The sequence below is a fragment of the Rhodococcus sp. 05-339-2 genome, assembly GCF_002258965.1.
Classification (GTDB): Bacteria; Actinomycetota; Actinomycetes; order Mycobacteriales; family Mycobacteriaceae; genus Rhodococcoides.
Window position 1 is genome coordinate 685,750 of sequence record NZ_NOYW01000016.1, and the last position, 14,042, is coordinate 699,791.

At 64.6% G+C, this 14,042-nt stretch carries 18 protein-coding genes; 8 read left to right on the top strand and 10 right to left on the bottom strand.

Translation table 11 applies throughout. From position 1 onward, the window contains the following. Positions 1 to 6: 6 nt before the first annotated feature. Positions 7 to 594 (bottom strand): GNAT family N-acetyltransferase, encoded by a 588-nt coding sequence (locus tag CH273_RS16960; protein ID WP_032397303.1) that lies wholly within the window; start codon positions 592 to 594, stop codon positions 7 to 9. Continuing rightward, entirely contained in the window at positions 563 to 1,846 is a 1,284-nt protein-coding gene (locus tag CH273_RS16965; RefSeq protein ID WP_032396841.1) for an MFS transporter, read from the bottom strand. The genes CH273_RS16960 and CH273_RS16965 overlap by 32 nt, the downstream gene beginning before the upstream one ends. A 93-nt stretch (positions 1,847 to 1,939) precedes the next feature. Here CH273_RS16965 and CH273_RS16970 point away from each other — a divergent pair, with 93 nt between their 5' ends. Both CH273_RS16970 and CH273_RS16975 read left to right on the top strand, forming a co-directional pair. Further along, complete coding sequence (locus CH273_RS16970; protein ID WP_032396840.1) at positions 1,940 to 2,254, top strand: ArsR/SmtB family transcription factor; 315 nt, start codon at positions 1,940 to 1,942, stop codon at positions 2,252 to 2,254. Positions 2,255 to 2,288: 34 nt separating this feature from the next. Continuing rightward, positions 2,289 to 3,437 (top strand): macrolide family glycosyltransferase, encoded by a 1,149-nt coding sequence (locus CH273_RS16975; RefSeq protein WP_032397302.1) that lies wholly within the window; start codon positions 2,289 to 2,291, stop codon positions 3,435 to 3,437. Positions 3,438 to 3,439: 2 nt separating this feature from the next. Here the strand turns inward: CH273_RS16975 and CH273_RS16980 are convergent, their stop codons facing one another. Beyond that, positions 3,440 to 3,943, bottom strand: a complete 504-nt coding sequence (locus CH273_RS16980) for a hypothetical protein (RefSeq protein WP_032396839.1) — start codon at positions 3,941 to 3,943, stop codon at positions 3,440 to 3,442. A 204-nt stretch (positions 3,944 to 4,147) separates the two neighbouring features. On the opposite strand from CH273_RS16980, the gene CH273_RS16985 reads away from it, so the two are divergent. Then, positions 4,148 to 4,984: an alpha/beta fold hydrolase gene (locus CH273_RS16985; protein ID WP_032396838.1), complete on the top strand. Its 837-nt coding sequence runs from the start codon at positions 4,148 to 4,150 to the stop codon at positions 4,982 to 4,984. Beyond that, positions 4,981 to 5,478, top strand: a complete 498-nt coding sequence (locus tag CH273_RS16990; RefSeq protein WP_032396837.1) for an SRPBCC family protein — start codon at positions 4,981 to 4,983, stop codon at positions 5,476 to 5,478. Before CH273_RS16985 ends, CH273_RS16990 begins: the two co-directional genes overlap by 4 nt. Before the next feature lie 20 nt (positions 5,479 to 5,498). Here CH273_RS16990 and CH273_RS16995 read toward each other — a convergent pair whose 3' ends face one another. Beyond that, entirely contained in the window at positions 5,499 to 5,825 is a 327-nt protein-coding gene (locus CH273_RS16995; RefSeq protein ID WP_032396836.1) for a hypothetical protein, read from the bottom strand. A gap of 29 nt (positions 5,826 to 5,854) precedes the next feature. Here CH273_RS16995 and CH273_RS17000 point away from each other — a divergent pair, with 29 nt between their 5' ends. Continuing rightward, positions 5,855 to 6,604: an alpha/beta fold hydrolase gene (locus tag CH273_RS17000; RefSeq protein ID WP_082322589.1), complete on the top strand. Its 750-nt coding sequence runs from the start codon at positions 5,855 to 5,857 to the stop codon at positions 6,602 to 6,604. Here the strand turns inward: CH273_RS17000 and CH273_RS17005 are convergent. The 4 genes from CH273_RS17005 to CH273_RS17020 form a co-directional block, all read right to left on the bottom strand. Then, positions 6,584 to 7,336 (bottom strand): AIM24 family protein, encoded by a 753-nt coding sequence (locus tag CH273_RS17005; protein WP_032396835.1) that lies wholly within the window; start codon positions 7,334 to 7,336, stop codon positions 6,584 to 6,586. The genes CH273_RS17000 and CH273_RS17005 overlap by 21 nt on opposite strands. An 11-nt stretch (positions 7,337 to 7,347) precedes the next feature. Continuing rightward, positions 7,348 to 8,025: an AIM24 family protein gene (locus CH273_RS17010; protein ID WP_032396834.1), complete on the bottom strand. Its 678-nt coding sequence runs from the start codon at positions 8,023 to 8,025 to the stop codon at positions 7,348 to 7,350. 1 nt (position 8,026) lies between these two features. Next, positions 8,027 to 8,635 (bottom strand): AIM24 family protein, encoded by a 609-nt coding sequence (locus CH273_RS17015; protein WP_032396833.1) that lies wholly within the window; start codon positions 8,633 to 8,635, stop codon positions 8,027 to 8,029. A 66-nt stretch (positions 8,636 to 8,701) separates the two neighbouring features. Next, positions 8,702 to 9,679: an LLM class F420-dependent oxidoreductase gene (locus tag CH273_RS17020; RefSeq protein WP_032397300.1), complete on the bottom strand. Its 978-nt coding sequence runs from the start codon at positions 9,677 to 9,679 to the stop codon at positions 8,702 to 8,704. 59 nt (positions 9,680 to 9,738) lie between these two features. On the opposite strand from CH273_RS17020, the gene CH273_RS17025 reads away from it, so the two are divergent. Next, the gene (locus CH273_RS17025) at positions 9,739 to 10,119 is read left to right on the top strand and encodes a VOC family protein (RefSeq protein ID WP_032396832.1); all 381 of its coding nucleotides are present in this window, start codon (positions 9,739 to 9,741) and stop codon (positions 10,117 to 10,119) included. Positions 10,120 to 10,156: 37 nt separating this feature from the next. Here CH273_RS17025 and CH273_RS17030 read toward each other — a convergent pair whose 3' ends face one another. Next, complete coding sequence (locus CH273_RS17030; protein ID WP_032396831.1) at positions 10,157 to 11,266, bottom strand: S1C family serine protease; 1,110 nt, start codon at positions 11,264 to 11,266, stop codon at positions 10,157 to 10,159. Between the two features lie 83 nt (positions 11,267 to 11,349). Here CH273_RS17030 and CH273_RS17035 point away from each other — a divergent pair, with 83 nt between their 5' ends. Next, a complete protein-coding gene (locus CH273_RS17035) occupies positions 11,350 to 12,183 on the top strand; it encodes a DUF72 domain-containing protein (RefSeq protein WP_032396830.1) in 834 nt (277 codons plus the stop codon). 41 nt (positions 12,184 to 12,224) lie between these two features. Here CH273_RS17035 and CH273_RS17040 read toward each other — a convergent pair whose 3' ends face one another. Further along, positions 12,225 to 13,031, bottom strand: coding sequence for an IclR family transcriptional regulator (locus tag CH273_RS17040; RefSeq protein ID WP_032396829.1), 807 nt, complete (start codon positions 13,029 to 13,031; stop codon positions 12,225 to 12,227). A gap of 134 nt (positions 13,032 to 13,165) precedes the next feature. On the opposite strand from CH273_RS17040, the gene CH273_RS17045 reads away from it, so the two are divergent. Further along, a complete protein-coding gene (locus tag CH273_RS17045; protein WP_032396828.1) occupies positions 13,166 to 14,041 on the top strand; it encodes an isocitrate lyase/PEP mutase family protein in 876 nt (291 codons plus the stop codon). Position 14,042: the final 1 nt, after the last annotated feature.

The following is a 14,042-nucleotide window of genomic DNA, read 5'->3' on the forward strand; positions in this document are numbered from 1 at the left end:
GTCAACCTACCGTGCGGTACGCCTGCGGAGTTCGTTGCGGACGGTAGGCCATTCGGATTCGATGATCGAGAACACGACGGTGTCACGCAACGAACCGTCGGACATGCGTTGATGATTGCGCAGAATCCCGTCCTGCTTGGCACCCAGTTTCGCGATCGCCGTCCGCGATTGCAGGTTCATCCAGTGGGTACGAAATTCGACGGCGATGCATCCCAGTTCCTCGAACGCATGCGTCAACAGCAGCAGTTTGCTCGCGGGATTGGTGCCGGTTCCGTGCGCGGAGCGGGCATTCCAGGTGTATCCGATTTCGACGCGACGGTTGGTGGCGTCGGCGTTGCAGAATGTCGTCGCTCCGATGATCTGCCCGGTGTCGTTGCGGCGCAGTGTGAACGGAAGCATCGTGCCCGCGTCGAGCAGCCCGAGTCGACGGTCGATCTCGGCCGCCATCTCCTCGGGCTTCGGGACGCTGGTGTACCAGAGGTTCCACAGCTCGCCGTCGCGCGCGGCGTCGCACAGACCTTCGAGGTGATCGTGGCTCAGCGGCTCGAGGGTCACGAGATCGTCAGTGAGGGTCACCGGCTGCAGAAAGGACATTCGCCGACGATACGTCGGATCTGCCCGTCCGGGAAAGCGCGATGATCAGTGCTGCTGTGACGGCAACGGCCACCACGACGAGGGCGATCACTTCGGTGAAGGCATGGGCGTAGGCGTCGGCGAACCCTTGCCGGCCGGCCGCCGCTGCCTCGGCGTCGGCTTCGTCGGGCACCCGGTCCCGGACGAAGATCGCCAGCAGCCAGGCGTAGCCGGCGACCATCACGGCCTCGCCACCGATGCGGAAGAGATTGAGTACTCCTGCTGCGGTGCCGCTGCTGTGCGGCGGAACTGCCGCGAGCGCTTCGCCGTCGACCAGACCGATCGGGAGGCCGAAACCGAGCCCCAACACGATCATCGGGACCACGACGGCGGCCAGCGACAGGCCGGGTTGCAGGGCCAGCATGCCGAGATTCCCGAGAACCAGGAAGCCGAGGCTCGTCAGGATCACACGGTCGGGGGTGACGGCCTCGAAGACGACGATGGACCTGGCGACCGCCAGCGGGGCGATCAGCACCGGAATCGTCATCGCCAGCATGAACAGTCCGGCTCGTCCGGGAGTCAGGGACGCGACGGCACCGAGCGCGGTGGGCAAATAGGTGAGCAGGGTGACGAATCCGATGGCTCCGGCGACCGGGACCAGGCACAGGGCGAGGAAGCGGCGGTTTCGCAGCAGGCCGAAATCCGGCAGTTTCGATGGTGTGGATGTGCTTCGCACGGCAGGAAGAGCCAGCGTCCCGACGGCCGCGACGAGCAGAACGAGGGCCTGAGCTGCGAACACTCCTCGCCAATCGAGCACGGCGATCAGCAGTCCGGAAATGGTCGGCCCGAGGGCCAGCCCCAGTCCGTTCACGGTGCCGAACAGGGCGAACGCGGTCGCTCGTTCGGTCCCCTGGAAATGGAGCGAGAGAATCGACGTCGAGCCCACCAGGACCGCCGCGGCACCCGTGCCGGCGAGGACCCTCGCGGCGTCGAGCAGAAGCAGCGAGGACGCCAGAGCGCTGACCAGGCTGGCGACGGCGGTCAGCACGACGCCGATGCGAAACGACGTGCGGTGTCCGATGCGATCCGATACCGCACCCCAGACGACGGTGAACAGCGCGAACGCGACGTTGAAGCCGTTGACGACCCACTGGAGCTGCGTCGGGTCGGAGCCGAGATCGGCAGCGATCACCGGGATCGCGATGGCGGTGCCCGAGATGGACATCGGTACGACGAACTGTGCCGCGAGTACGACCGGCAGAACCGCTCTCATGGATCCCCCTGCGCTGACGTAGGTACGATGACTTTCGTACTAGAGCAGGTTTAAAGGTACGACGCAAGTCGTACCTAGCGAAAGGCGGCGTCGATGGCGGACGAGAACGGGCACCCCGAACCCGACGAGATGCAACTCGGTGCAGTGATGTCTGCACTGGCGGATCCACTGCGCCGCAAGGTGGTCACCGAACTCGTCGGCGACGACGACGGTGCCGAGCGCACCTGCATGTCGTTCGAGCTCGGCGTCACGAAATCGACTCTGACGCATCACTTTCGCGTGCTGCGCGAAGCGGGTCTGGTGTTCCAGGTCGACCGCGGCAACAGTCGCAAGGTGACGCTGCGACGCCAGGAGCTCAACGATAGATTCCCCGGCCTGCTGGATCTGATCGCCAACGAAATCCACTAGCTCGCTGCCCCGAGTGGGCTCTACGGTGGCAATCATGCACATCGCCATGATCGGCACGACTGCCCCCAGTCACATCTACCCATCGCTGGCCGTGATTGCCGAGCTGGTCCGGCGAGGGCATCGCGTCACCTATGCCGTCGGTGACTCTCTGCGGCATGTGGTCGAACCCGCGGGCGTCGAGGTGGTGCCGTTCTCCTCGATACTTCCCGACGGAGAGGGCTCGTGGCCGGACGATCCGGCGGCGGCGATGCAGGTCTTCCTCGACGAGGCCATTGCGTCGTATCCCGTGCTCACCGCGTTCTACGACGACGATCAGCCGGATCTGTTCCTCTACGACATCGGCGGAATGACGGCACCCGTACTCGGCGTGCGTTACGGCGTAACGGCCGTACAACTCTCGCCGACCTACGTGGCGTGGGACGGATACGTCGCGGATCTCGGTGATGCGATGACCTCTGTTCGGGAGTCGGCAACGGGCGTTGCGTATCGCGACACCTACGCATCGTGGTTGCGAGACAACGACATCGACGCCGATCCCTGGGACTGGATCACCTATCCGACGCACTGCCTGTCACTGATTCCACGAGTGATGCAACCCAACGCGGATCGGGTGGCCGACTCGGTGCAGTTCGTCGGACCGTGCCTCGATCCGGTACGCCTGCACGACCGCAGCTGGACCGCGCCCGAAGGACCGATCCTGTACATCTCCTTCGGTACGGGCTACAACGAGCGACCCGACTTCTACCGACTGTGTATCGAGACCTTCGCCGACACCGACTGGCACGTGGTGATCTCCATCGGCCGACGCGTCGATCCGGCCGCGCTCGGCGAGATTCCTGCCAATGTGGAACTGCACGAACATCTTCCGCAGCTCGCGGTGCTCGATTCGGCCACGGTGTTCGTCACCCACGCCGGGATGGGTGGGTGCACCGAGGCCCTGTGGTTCGGCGTACCGACCGTGGCGGTCCCGCAGGCGGTCGATCAATTCGGCAACGCGGCGATGCTCGCCGAACTCGGCGTCGGCGTGCACCTCGAATTCGAGAAGGTGACTGCCGCGAGCCTCGCAGGCGCTGTCGCGGGCGCGCGCGAATTGACCTCGCGCGCAGCCGAGATCAGTGCGGAGGTGCGATCACACGGAGGCGTGGACCAGGCTGCGGATGCGATAGAGGCCTTTCTCGGCTGACCTCAGTCGAACGCGCTGCCGCTGCCGGGGAACGACGAGGCGGTCTCGACGGTGACCACGGTGGATTCCTGTTGCACCTTGTACGAGGTCCACGGGAGCGGAGTCAAGAATTCGTCGAGCCCGGGGTAGTCGGAGATCCATGCGGTGGTGGTCTCGCCCTCGGTGGACGTGCAGGATGCGAGGGCGACATACGAGCCCGCCGGAACATCGGCGATCGTCTGAACCGTCGTGCCCGGCTGAGTGTCCCCGTTGGTGTACAGCGACTGACCGTTTCCGATCACCTCGCCGACCGGAGGCAGTATGCCGTTCGGGGCGGGAGCCAAGGATGTTCCGCAACCGATCACCGTGCCCGATGTGTTGGTGATCGTGTTGGTCACGCTGGTTCCGTCGACAGCGAACGAGAACGTGATGTCTCCGGGTTCGGCGGCAAGGGCCGACGTAGGGGCAGCAAGGGCCAGGGTTGCGCAGGCCGTAGCAATGGTCAAGGTGCGCAATGTCGTTCGCATGAAGGATCCTCGTCGTCGAGTGGCATCGTTCGTATCAGAGTCTGCCTCAAAATAGACCGTTTGGCACTTTTCGGGCGCAGAGCCGCAGACGCAATCGGGAAACGTGCGAATCCTCCGTTCGAGAGCGACTCGCATTGCCGGATCGCGGTTTGCGTCGGCGATCGGTACCGATGAGATTCGGGCCCGGGAGTGGTCTGTCTTCGCATGAACACATTCACAATCGATGTTCCCGGAGCAACCGTCACCTACGACGTTCATGGAGACCTGTCTGCCGGTTCGGTTCCACTGGTGTTGATCGGGTCGCCGATGGATGCCGGGGGCTTCGCCACTCTCGCCGCGCAGTTCCAGGATCGAACGGTGGTGACGTACGACCCGCGCAACACCGGTCGAAGCACGCGGGACGATCCCACGTCGGCGGTGACACCGGCGCAGCACGCCGACGATCTCCACGTCCTTCTGCAGAACCTGGGAGTGGGGCCGGTCGATATGTTCGCCTCCAGCGGAGGGGCGGTCAACGCACTTGCCCTGGTCGCGCGCTACCCGAGAGATCTGCGCACGTTGATAGCGCACGAACCGCCTGCGGGAGGAGCACTTCCGGACCACGATGCACTGCACGCGGTGTGTGAGAGGATCGTCGCCACCTACGATGCCTCCGGCATCGGACCGGCGATGGCTCAGTTCATCGCACTGGTGATGCACCGAGGAGAACTGGATTCTCAGTACCTCGAGCGCCCTGCGCCCGATCCGTCGGAGTTCGGGTTGCCCACCCAGGACGACGGCCACCGTACCGACCCGCTCATGGCGAACATGCGCGGCGGGGTCGTGAGTTTCCTGCCCGACGTCGACGCCGTGAAGGCCGCGAACACCCGCGTCGTCATCGCGGTCGGTGCGGAATCGAACGAGGAGATCGCTGCTCGCGCCGCCCACGCCGTCGCGGCACTCCTCGGCACCGAAGCGGCGGTGCTTCCTGGCGACCACTCCGCCTTCACGGGTGAGAATCCCGCCGAATTCGCGAGGGCGTTACGCGAGGTGCTCGCATGAACGCCGTCCGGGAGTGTCATGTCGTGAGCCGAACGATGGCCGCGAGCCCCGCCGAGATCTTCGCCGTGCTGACCGACCCCAACCGACATCAGGACACCGAACCGGGCGACTGGGTGCGGTCGGCGGTGGATGCCGATCGCATCACGGCAATGGGACAAATCTTCGCGGTCAACATGTTTCACGAGATTGCGGGTGGCCACTACGTGGTGCACAACCTGGTGATCGCGTACGTGCAGGATCGAACCATCGCGTGGTTGCCGGGAGCGCGGCGGGAGGATGGGTCCGTCGACCATGGCGGGTGGTGGTGGCGCTACGACCTGGCGGCGGCGGCCGAAGGAACGACGGTGACTCTCACCTACGACTGGACCGACACCCCGGAGGCCGTCCGAGCCCATGTCGGTGGACTTCCGGCGGTACCAGCCGAGTTCCTCGAAGCGTCGTTGGCTTCGCTGGAGTCGAGCCTGCGTGAATCCGGTGCAGCCAGCCGCGCCTAGCGCGGCCCGATGCACCCGATTCAGTCCTCGAGAACGCTGACGCTCACGCCGTACGGCAGGAATCGGACGCGTCGACGCGGGTCGGTGTTGTCCTTGTGTGCACGGAGGGCATCGAGTTCGGTGGCGTACAGCTGATCGATCTGCGGTGAGCCGGCGTCGTCGACGCTGTAGATCGCCCAGACTCCGTCACCCTTCTGACCTGTGGTTTCGGGCTCCGGCGGAGCTTTGGGTGCCCCGGTGCCGGAGGCGAACAGCGAGCCGACCACCTCACGCAGGCCCTCGGTTGCCTCACGGGCGAACTTGTCGAAGTCGTCGGATCCGAATCCGAAGGGTCCTTGGTTGGCCATGGCTGTACCTCCTCAGGTGATACTCCAGTATGCGCGTTTTTCCCGAACAGCCGCCGAGCGTCCGAACGTTCACCTTGCCGGGCAGCACCGATCCGGCCATGGTGTTCCTGCACGGGCTCGGCTCGGCGGGCGTCCCGGCGTTCGGGGCGATCGCCGCGGACACTGCCTTCGAGGGCAGGGAACGGGTACTGCCGGATCTGCTCGGGTTCGGATTCAGCGACCGTCCGCACGACATCGGTTACTCGCTCGCCGACCATGCTGCTGCCGTTGCCGGCCTGCTCGATCAGCGGAATCTGACCTCGGTCGACCTCGTCGGCCACAGCCTGGGTGGATCGATCGCCACGGTGCTCGCGTACCGGAGGCCGGATCTGGTGGGCCGACTGATCGTGCTCGAACCCAATCTGCTGCCGTGGGACGGCACCGCGAGCGTGGAGATCGCCCGGCAGTCGGAGAGCGAGTTCGTCGACACCGGTGTGGCCGAGCTGATCGCCGACGCCGATCCGGAGTGGGCGTCCACCCTGCGCGTTGCCGATCCGGTCGCCCTTCACCGCACTGCGGTCGGGCTGTGTGTGGGACCGGAGCCGACGATTCGGTCCATGCTCGAGTCGGCAACTGTCCCGAGGGTATTCGGGTACGGAGATCGCACGGGCCCGCCGAGTCGGGAGGCCGAACTGATCAGCGCTGGAGTCGAGGTCGTACGAGTCGCCGATTCCGGGCACGTCATGATGGCCGACAACCCTGCCGGTGTGGTCGAGGTACTACGCGCCGCCCTGCTGTAGTCGTGCTCCGATCGAGTTGTGCAGAGATCTCAGGGAGTTCTGGCCGAGCGAGACCGTCTGCGACTCGACGTACCGCAACAGATGCGAATCGTCGAGAACCTTCTCGCTCGATTGGATCAGCACCGTGCCGGCACCGGTGAAGTCGAACTGGCGCTCCTCGCCGCTGTTGGCACCGAGAAATCCACGCGCCGCGCCGAGGAAGTTCTGCATCCAGTCGGCGTCGAAGTGATGCGAGGGTGACGGGCAATCAGCCCATCCCACAAGCGCTTCCGGGTCGATGCGCAGCGGCGGCTCGGCGAACATGACGGTGCCGTTGGACGAGGCCAGGAACTTGCCGGTTCCGAGCAGAGTGAGAAATCCCGGGACGATGGACTGCTTGAGATCCAGAGTCGGCTCGAACGCAAGGAGATTCGACGCCCGGATGGTGAGGTTGCCGTCGTCGAGGTCGTAGCTGTTGATGTTGAATCCTCGGTCGCCGAGGATGAGCTTGCCCTGGCCCTGCGCCAGTACCCAGTCGTTCGAGTACAGCGGAGACGAGAACCGTGCGGCGACGATGGCGGGCATGGAGGTCTGCCCGAGCGGCTCGAAGCGAACGTTGCCGTAGTAGGCGATCATCGCGCCCTTCGCGGTGAACCACGGCTGGCCCGCCAGTTCGACGCAGAACGCGTAGTCGTTGCCGGGGACGTTGTCGTTGACCGGCAGCGTGTACGGGGTGTGGATGTCGAGACCCATGAGATTGCTCCTCAGAACTTCTGCTCGGACGCCTGCACCCACACGGTGCCCATACCGGTCATCTTCAGCTGAATCGCCTCACCGCTGCCCTTGCCGACGGCGTCTCGCCACCCGACGTTCGCCGAGATGTCGACGTTGATGTTGCCGATGTGGCAGACGTACGCCTGCGGATCCACCACGACCTGAGGGTGATTCGGTCCGACCTGCAGCGGAGTCGCGCCGCCGTGCGAGAGAACCGCGACGCTGCCCTGACCGGTCAGTTGGGTCGTGAACAAACCCTGCCCGGTCATCGCGCCGCGCACCGCTCCGCGAACACCGCCCTGTGAGGTCAGGGCCACGATGGAACTCTGCAGGTAGCCGTCGTGCACCAGAAGTCGATCGGCTTCGACGGTGAGCATCGAGGACCCGTCGAGATGGATCACCTCGATGTACAGCCCGGCGTGGCCGTAGAAGACCTCACCCTGACCCTCGGCGGCCATCATCGCCACGTGCTCGCCTGCCATCATCCGGCCGGCCATCCCCGCCATGCCGCCCATGCCCGGCATGGCTCCGGCCGAACCGCCCATCGAGTGCGGAACGAACCGTACGTCGCCGGTGTAGTAGAGCATCGATCCACGACGCGCGAGCACGCTCTGATTGGGTGCCAGAACGGATTTCACGACTTTGCTGTTGACGAGTTCGAGCGGCACGTCAGCGCTCCTCGGGTTGGATGTAGACGACGCCCTGGCCGTCGAAACGGAGGGAGAACGCCTCGCCGCTGCCGCCGCCGATGGCGGAGCGCCACGTGACGTCGGTGACGAAGCTCTGATTCAGTTGGCCGCGGTGGGCAACGAACGCGTCGGGATCGACGACCAAGGGATACTGGGGGTCGACGGCGAGGGCGATGATCGGCCCACCCTTCGACAGCAATGCCACGGTGCCCGATCCGCTGACGACGGTGGTGAACAAACCTTGCCCCGACGATGCGCCGCGAAGGCCGGAGAACTTGACGTCGGTGCGCAGTTGCCCTGTGAGAGCGAGCAACTGGGAGGATTCGACGTGGAGGTTGTCGCCCTGGACCTCGACGAGAGTGATGTCCTGAGCGTCGACGGCGAAGTAGACGGTGCCCTTGCCCGACACGTCCATCAGCGACAGCGACTCGCCGGTCACCTTCTGTTTGAGTGCGGCGCGAAATCCGCCGCCGCCGCCCATGCCTGCGTTCTTGAAGGTGACGTCGCCCTCGTACGCCACCATGGAACCCGACATCGCGCGCAGGGAATCGCCGGTCAGGTCGGCGACCAAGACACGGTGCCCGTTCATCCTCAGCTGAGCCACGGGGGAACTATGCCACTGCACGCGCCCCCGCGGCTACCGCTGGAGAAAAATCTAGACGAGCGGCTTCAGGGCCTTACCTGCCAGTTCGACGGCTCCCGGCTGGTGTCCATTGGTGATCAGGTTGATGATGATGCCGTCGATGCCGTGATCGAGCACGCGCTTCTGCACCTGCTCGGCTACGTCGTCGGGGGTTCCGCAGAAGTGGCGATCGGTGGCCTTCGCCGCGTCCTCCTCCGACAGGTTCGTCAGGTCGAGGCCCTGCTTCAGCACGAACTCGCGCTGCAGCTCCTTGGCCTTGTCGCCGTCCTCGTCGACGATGACGAACGCGAGGAAGCTCGTTTCGAGGTCCTTCGGGTCGCGGTCGACCTCCTCGCAGCGCGCTTGGACGGCAGCGATCTTGCGGGGCAATTCGTTTGCGTCGCAGATGATGTTGAGATGGTCGGCGAATTGTGCGGCCAGTCCGAACGTCTTCTTCTCGCCGCCGCCACCGAGCATGATCGGCAGATCGTCGCGGATGCGAGGCTCGTTGATCGCGTCCTCCACCTGGTACCAGAGGCCGTCGAACGTGGGGCGCTGGCCGCGAAGCATCGGCTCGATGATCTGCAGCGCCTCGTCGAGTCGCTCGAAACGGTCGGTGAAGGTGCCGAACTCGAGTCCGAAGCTCTGGTGCTCGAGCTCGTACCAGCCGGCACCGATACCGAGGATCGCGCGACCGCCACTGACGACATCCAGTGTGGTGACGGTCTTGGCCAGGATCGCGGGATTGCGATAGGTGTTTCCGGTGACCAGCGCGGAGAGCTGGATGGTGTCGGTGGCCGTCGCGAGGGCGGACAGCGCGGAGTAGGCCTCGAGCATCGGCTCGTCGGGCTTGCCGATTCCGGGAAGTTGGTAGAAGTGATCCATCACGAATGCGGTGTCGAACCCGGCCGCTTCGGCCTCGCGCGCCTGCGCGATGACCTGGGGAAAGAGCTCTGCAACCGAACCGTCGTAGCTGAAGTTGGGCATCTGGTAACCGAGGCGAATAGTCACGAGATCCACGCTACTCGGATATCGGCCCCTGGCACGCGTGAGAGCGCGATAATTCGACGATGACGATCTTGGAATTGACCAGGCAGCCGTTCTCCGGGTTCTCGGTGGACGACCTACAGGCGGCGCGCGCGTTCTACGGCGAGACCCTCGGACTGACGGTCACCGAGAACGAGATGGGCATGCTCGAGCTGCACCTCGCCGCCGGGGCGATCGTGCTGATCTATCCACGTCCCGGGCACGTGCCCGCTCAGTACACGATTCTGAACTTCCCGGTTGCCGACATCGACAGTGCGGTCGACACACTGATCGCCAAAGGGATTGTGTTCGAGCAGTATCCGGACATGGGCACCGACGAGAAAGGAATCTTTCGACACGGCGGCCCGCTCATCGCATGGTTCACCGACCCGGCGGGCAATGTGTTGTCGGTGCTGCAGGGCTGAACTCAGGGCTGTCGGGAGTGGAGCCTGCGGAACGACCTCACGCCGTCGGCAATCCGGCGGCGAGAGTGACTGTGCCGGAGCTGGTCACACCCGCATCGTCGACCCATTCGACGACGGCGGAATCGCCCGGGCGTCGTCCGATGAGTGCCTGCGACAGGTCCGACGAGGATTCGATCTGCGTGCCGTCGAACGTCACGATCACGTCCGCGGCGGACAACCCCAGGGACTCGGCCGGGGAATCCGAGGTCACCGAGACGACGGCCGCTCCGATCGCCGGCCTGTTCTCGAAGACCGACACATCGCGTACCGAGACACCGAAATACGGTGTGGGGCCTACGTGGACCGTGCCGCCCGATTGCCCGGCGAGTACCTGATCGAGTACCGAGACCGCCTCGGCGATGGGGACGGCATACGCCTCGGGTGCCTGTGGGGGCGAGAATTCGGTGCCGTTGCGGGCCTCGTCGGACAACCCGGCGGTGTTCACGCCCACCACACGGCCCCAGGCGTCGAACAGAGGCCCACCCGAATCCCCCGCTCGCACATCGGCATCGACGCGAATCATCCGCTCCAACGTATTTCGTGACCCGTCCACCGAACTGCGCGTACGCACCTGCTGATCGAGGGCGGTCACCGCTCCCGGCGCAGGCACCAATACCCCTGCACCCGAGGCATTCCCGACGGCTGTCACCGCATCACCCACCTCGGGAAGTGGGTCCGGGGCAAGCTCGACCACCGGCAGGTCGGCCGCGGTGATCAACTGCACGACCGCCACGTCACGGGACTTGTCGTAACCCAGCACGGTGGCGTCGTAGATCAGTCCGTTGCCCATGTGCACTGCGCTGATCTCGGTGGCGTTCTCGACGACGTGGAAGTTGGTGACCACGATTCCATCCGGCGCGACGACGAAGCCGGTGCCCGCGACCCCGGTGAAGCCGGCCGATGCCGACAGTGTGACAACGGTGGGATCGACGCGAGCCGAGAGCTCGTCGAGCGTCAGCGGCGGCGGTTCGACGACGGGAGCAGCCGGCGCGATGGGCTCCGGCGTGGCCACGAAGTCTGCGGTTCCTGGATCGAGTTGCGGCGTCGCGAAGAGCCACACGCCGGCAGCGACCAGCGTCAGCACCACCGCTCGTCCACCCGACCGCATAGGAACCGATTATGGTCCGACGGTGATGGTGGTGCCAGCTGGTTGCGCCGAACGTCTGGGAACTGCCCGTCTACAGTCTGCTCATGCCCGCGTCGCATCGACCTCGAGTTCTGATCGGTATCTCCGGGTGGACGTACGCGCCGTGGCGAGGTGATTTCTATCCGGCGGGCTTGGCCCATCGCAAGGAGCTCGGGTACGCGTCGGAGAAACTGACGTCGATCGAGATCAACGGCACCTTCTATGCGATGCAGAAGCCGTCGAGCTTCACCAAATGGCACGACGAGACCCCGGACGACTTCGTGTTCTCGATCAAAGGCGGTCGCTACGTCACCCACATCAAACGGCTCGTCGGGGTCGAGGCAGCGCTCGCGAACTTCTTCGCCACCGGCGTGTTGACGCTGGGCGACAAGCTCGGACCGTTCCTGTGGCAGTTGCCACCGAACCTCGAATTCGACGCGCAGAAGATGGCGGATTTCTTCGCCGTGTTGCCCCGAACAGTTTCTGCTGCAGTCACTCTGGCACATTCTCGCGACGACAAACTCGCCGAGGATCGAGTGTTGCTGCCTCCGCCGTCGTCTCGGCCGCTTCGGCACTGCGTGGAAGCTCGGCATCAGAGTTTCGCCACCGATGAAGCCGTGGAGTTGTTGCGAGAGAACGATATTGCGTTCGTCGTCGCCGATACTGCCGGTAAGTATCCGTACGTCGACACTCCGACGGCCGATTTCATGTACGCCCGCCTGCACGGCGACCAGGAGCTGTACGCCAGCGGCTACACCGATGACGCTCTCGACCGATGGGCGGCAAAGATCTCGGACTGGACGGCCACGGGCCGAGACGTCCACGTGTATTTCGACAACGACATCAAGGGACACGCACCCTTCGATGCCATGAGACTGATCGAGCGAATCGGTAGATGAGTATTCGGCTCTCTAGCTGATCGGGTAGATTTACGAATAACTCAATGTTCTCGTCCTGGCGCAGGTAGCGCTTCTGCCACACGGGACAAGCTCTGTGCGGAGGCCAGAACCGTCGCCACCTTTTCTCGCAGGGCATCGCCCTCGAAGGTCTCCGCTCGGCCGCCCACGCTGATCGATGCAACGACCGCACCGTCTCGTCCGAGGATCGGTGCTCCGACGGCCGCGACACCGGTGAGGTAATCCGAGTTGCTCAGTGCGTACCCCTGAGACCGGATCAGTTCGAGACGGGTGAGCAACTCTTCCGGCGCGGTCGGTGTTCGATCCGTGAACGCAGGTAGGTCATCGGCGAGCCACCGGTCGCGTATCCGGGTGGAGAACGCCAGCATGGCCATCGGGCCTGCAGTGGCGTGATACGGCAGTACCGAACCGATCGAAATGCCCGCAACCACCAGGGGATTGCTTCCTTCGTGGCGATCGATGCAGACGGCTCCCTCGTCCGCTGGGACCATGAGATATGCAGTGTCGCCGAACTTTTCGGCAATCTCCGACAGGTATGGTTGCGCGGCACCGCGGATGTCGAGTTGGGTCAGTGCCGACGACCCGATCTCGAACACGGGCATGGCGATTCGATACGAGCCTTCGGCCGTTCGATCCACCCAACCGGCATGGATCAGCGTGGTCATCAGTCTGTGCACGGTCGTCTTGTTCATTCGACTTGCCGTCGTCAGGTCGTTGAGCGTCCACACCGGGTGCGTCGTATCGAAGTGATCGAGCAGTGTGCAGGCTTTGACGACGGCACCGACGATGTCGCGGCCGGCGTGGGTATCGGACTCGGTGGGAACTTCCACGTGTTGTTCCTTCCGGTCGGGTGAAGCGTCGACGCCATCCTACGAACCGATCGGCACCGGTGAGTCCACCGACCGGTATTGACTTGTGATCCGAGCCACTCTAAATTCGGAATACGTTCCGCATTACGAAATGGATGGTGCTCATGACCGCGACACTCAGAGATCTGACCGAGCAGGGCCTGGTGTACGCCCCGGGCGTATGGGATGGACTGACGGCGAAGCTCGCCGAACAGGCCGGGTTCTCGGCCCTGTGCGCCTCCGGCTTCGCTGTGTCGGCAGCCCTCGGACTCCCCGACGCCGAGCTGTACACGATGACCGAGAACCTCCAGGCGGTGCGCACCATCGGCGAGGCGTCGTCACTACCGTTGGTCGCGGATATCGATACCGGCTACGGAAACGCCGTCAACGCGGCGCGGACCGCAGGTAGATTCGCCGTCGCAGGTGTGCAGGGCGTCTTCATGGAAGATCAGCTCTCGCCCAAGAAGTGCCCCATCTGCGTGGGCGAGCCCGTGGACCTCATCAGCATCGAGGAAGCGTCGGGAAAGGTCAGGGCAGTGCGGGATTCGCTGCCGGACCACGTCCTGATGATTGCCCGCACCGATGCGCGTGGCGACGACGCGATCCGACGCGCGACTGCATACGTCGACGCCGGTGCCGACATGATCATGCCGGTCACGAAGACCTTCGAGACCGCCGACGAGTGGGCTCGCTGTCACGACGCCGTCGGTGTCCCACTGATGGCGACATTGACCGCGTCGACGTGGACCGAGCGCGAGTTCACCCCGGAGGTGTTGCAGCAGATCGGCGTTCGACTCGCTCTACTGCCGACCCAGGTGCTGATGGCTGCCACCGGAGCTGCTCGTGAGGCTCTGCGCCGACTCGCAGGCGGAGAAGCCCCGGCGGAGGTGAGCGCCGACGCGCTGCAGCACCACGAGTTCGTCGATCTCATCGGTTTTCCGGAAGTCGAAGCAGCGCAACGCAAGTACCTTCCCGCCGACTCGAAGGTGTGAT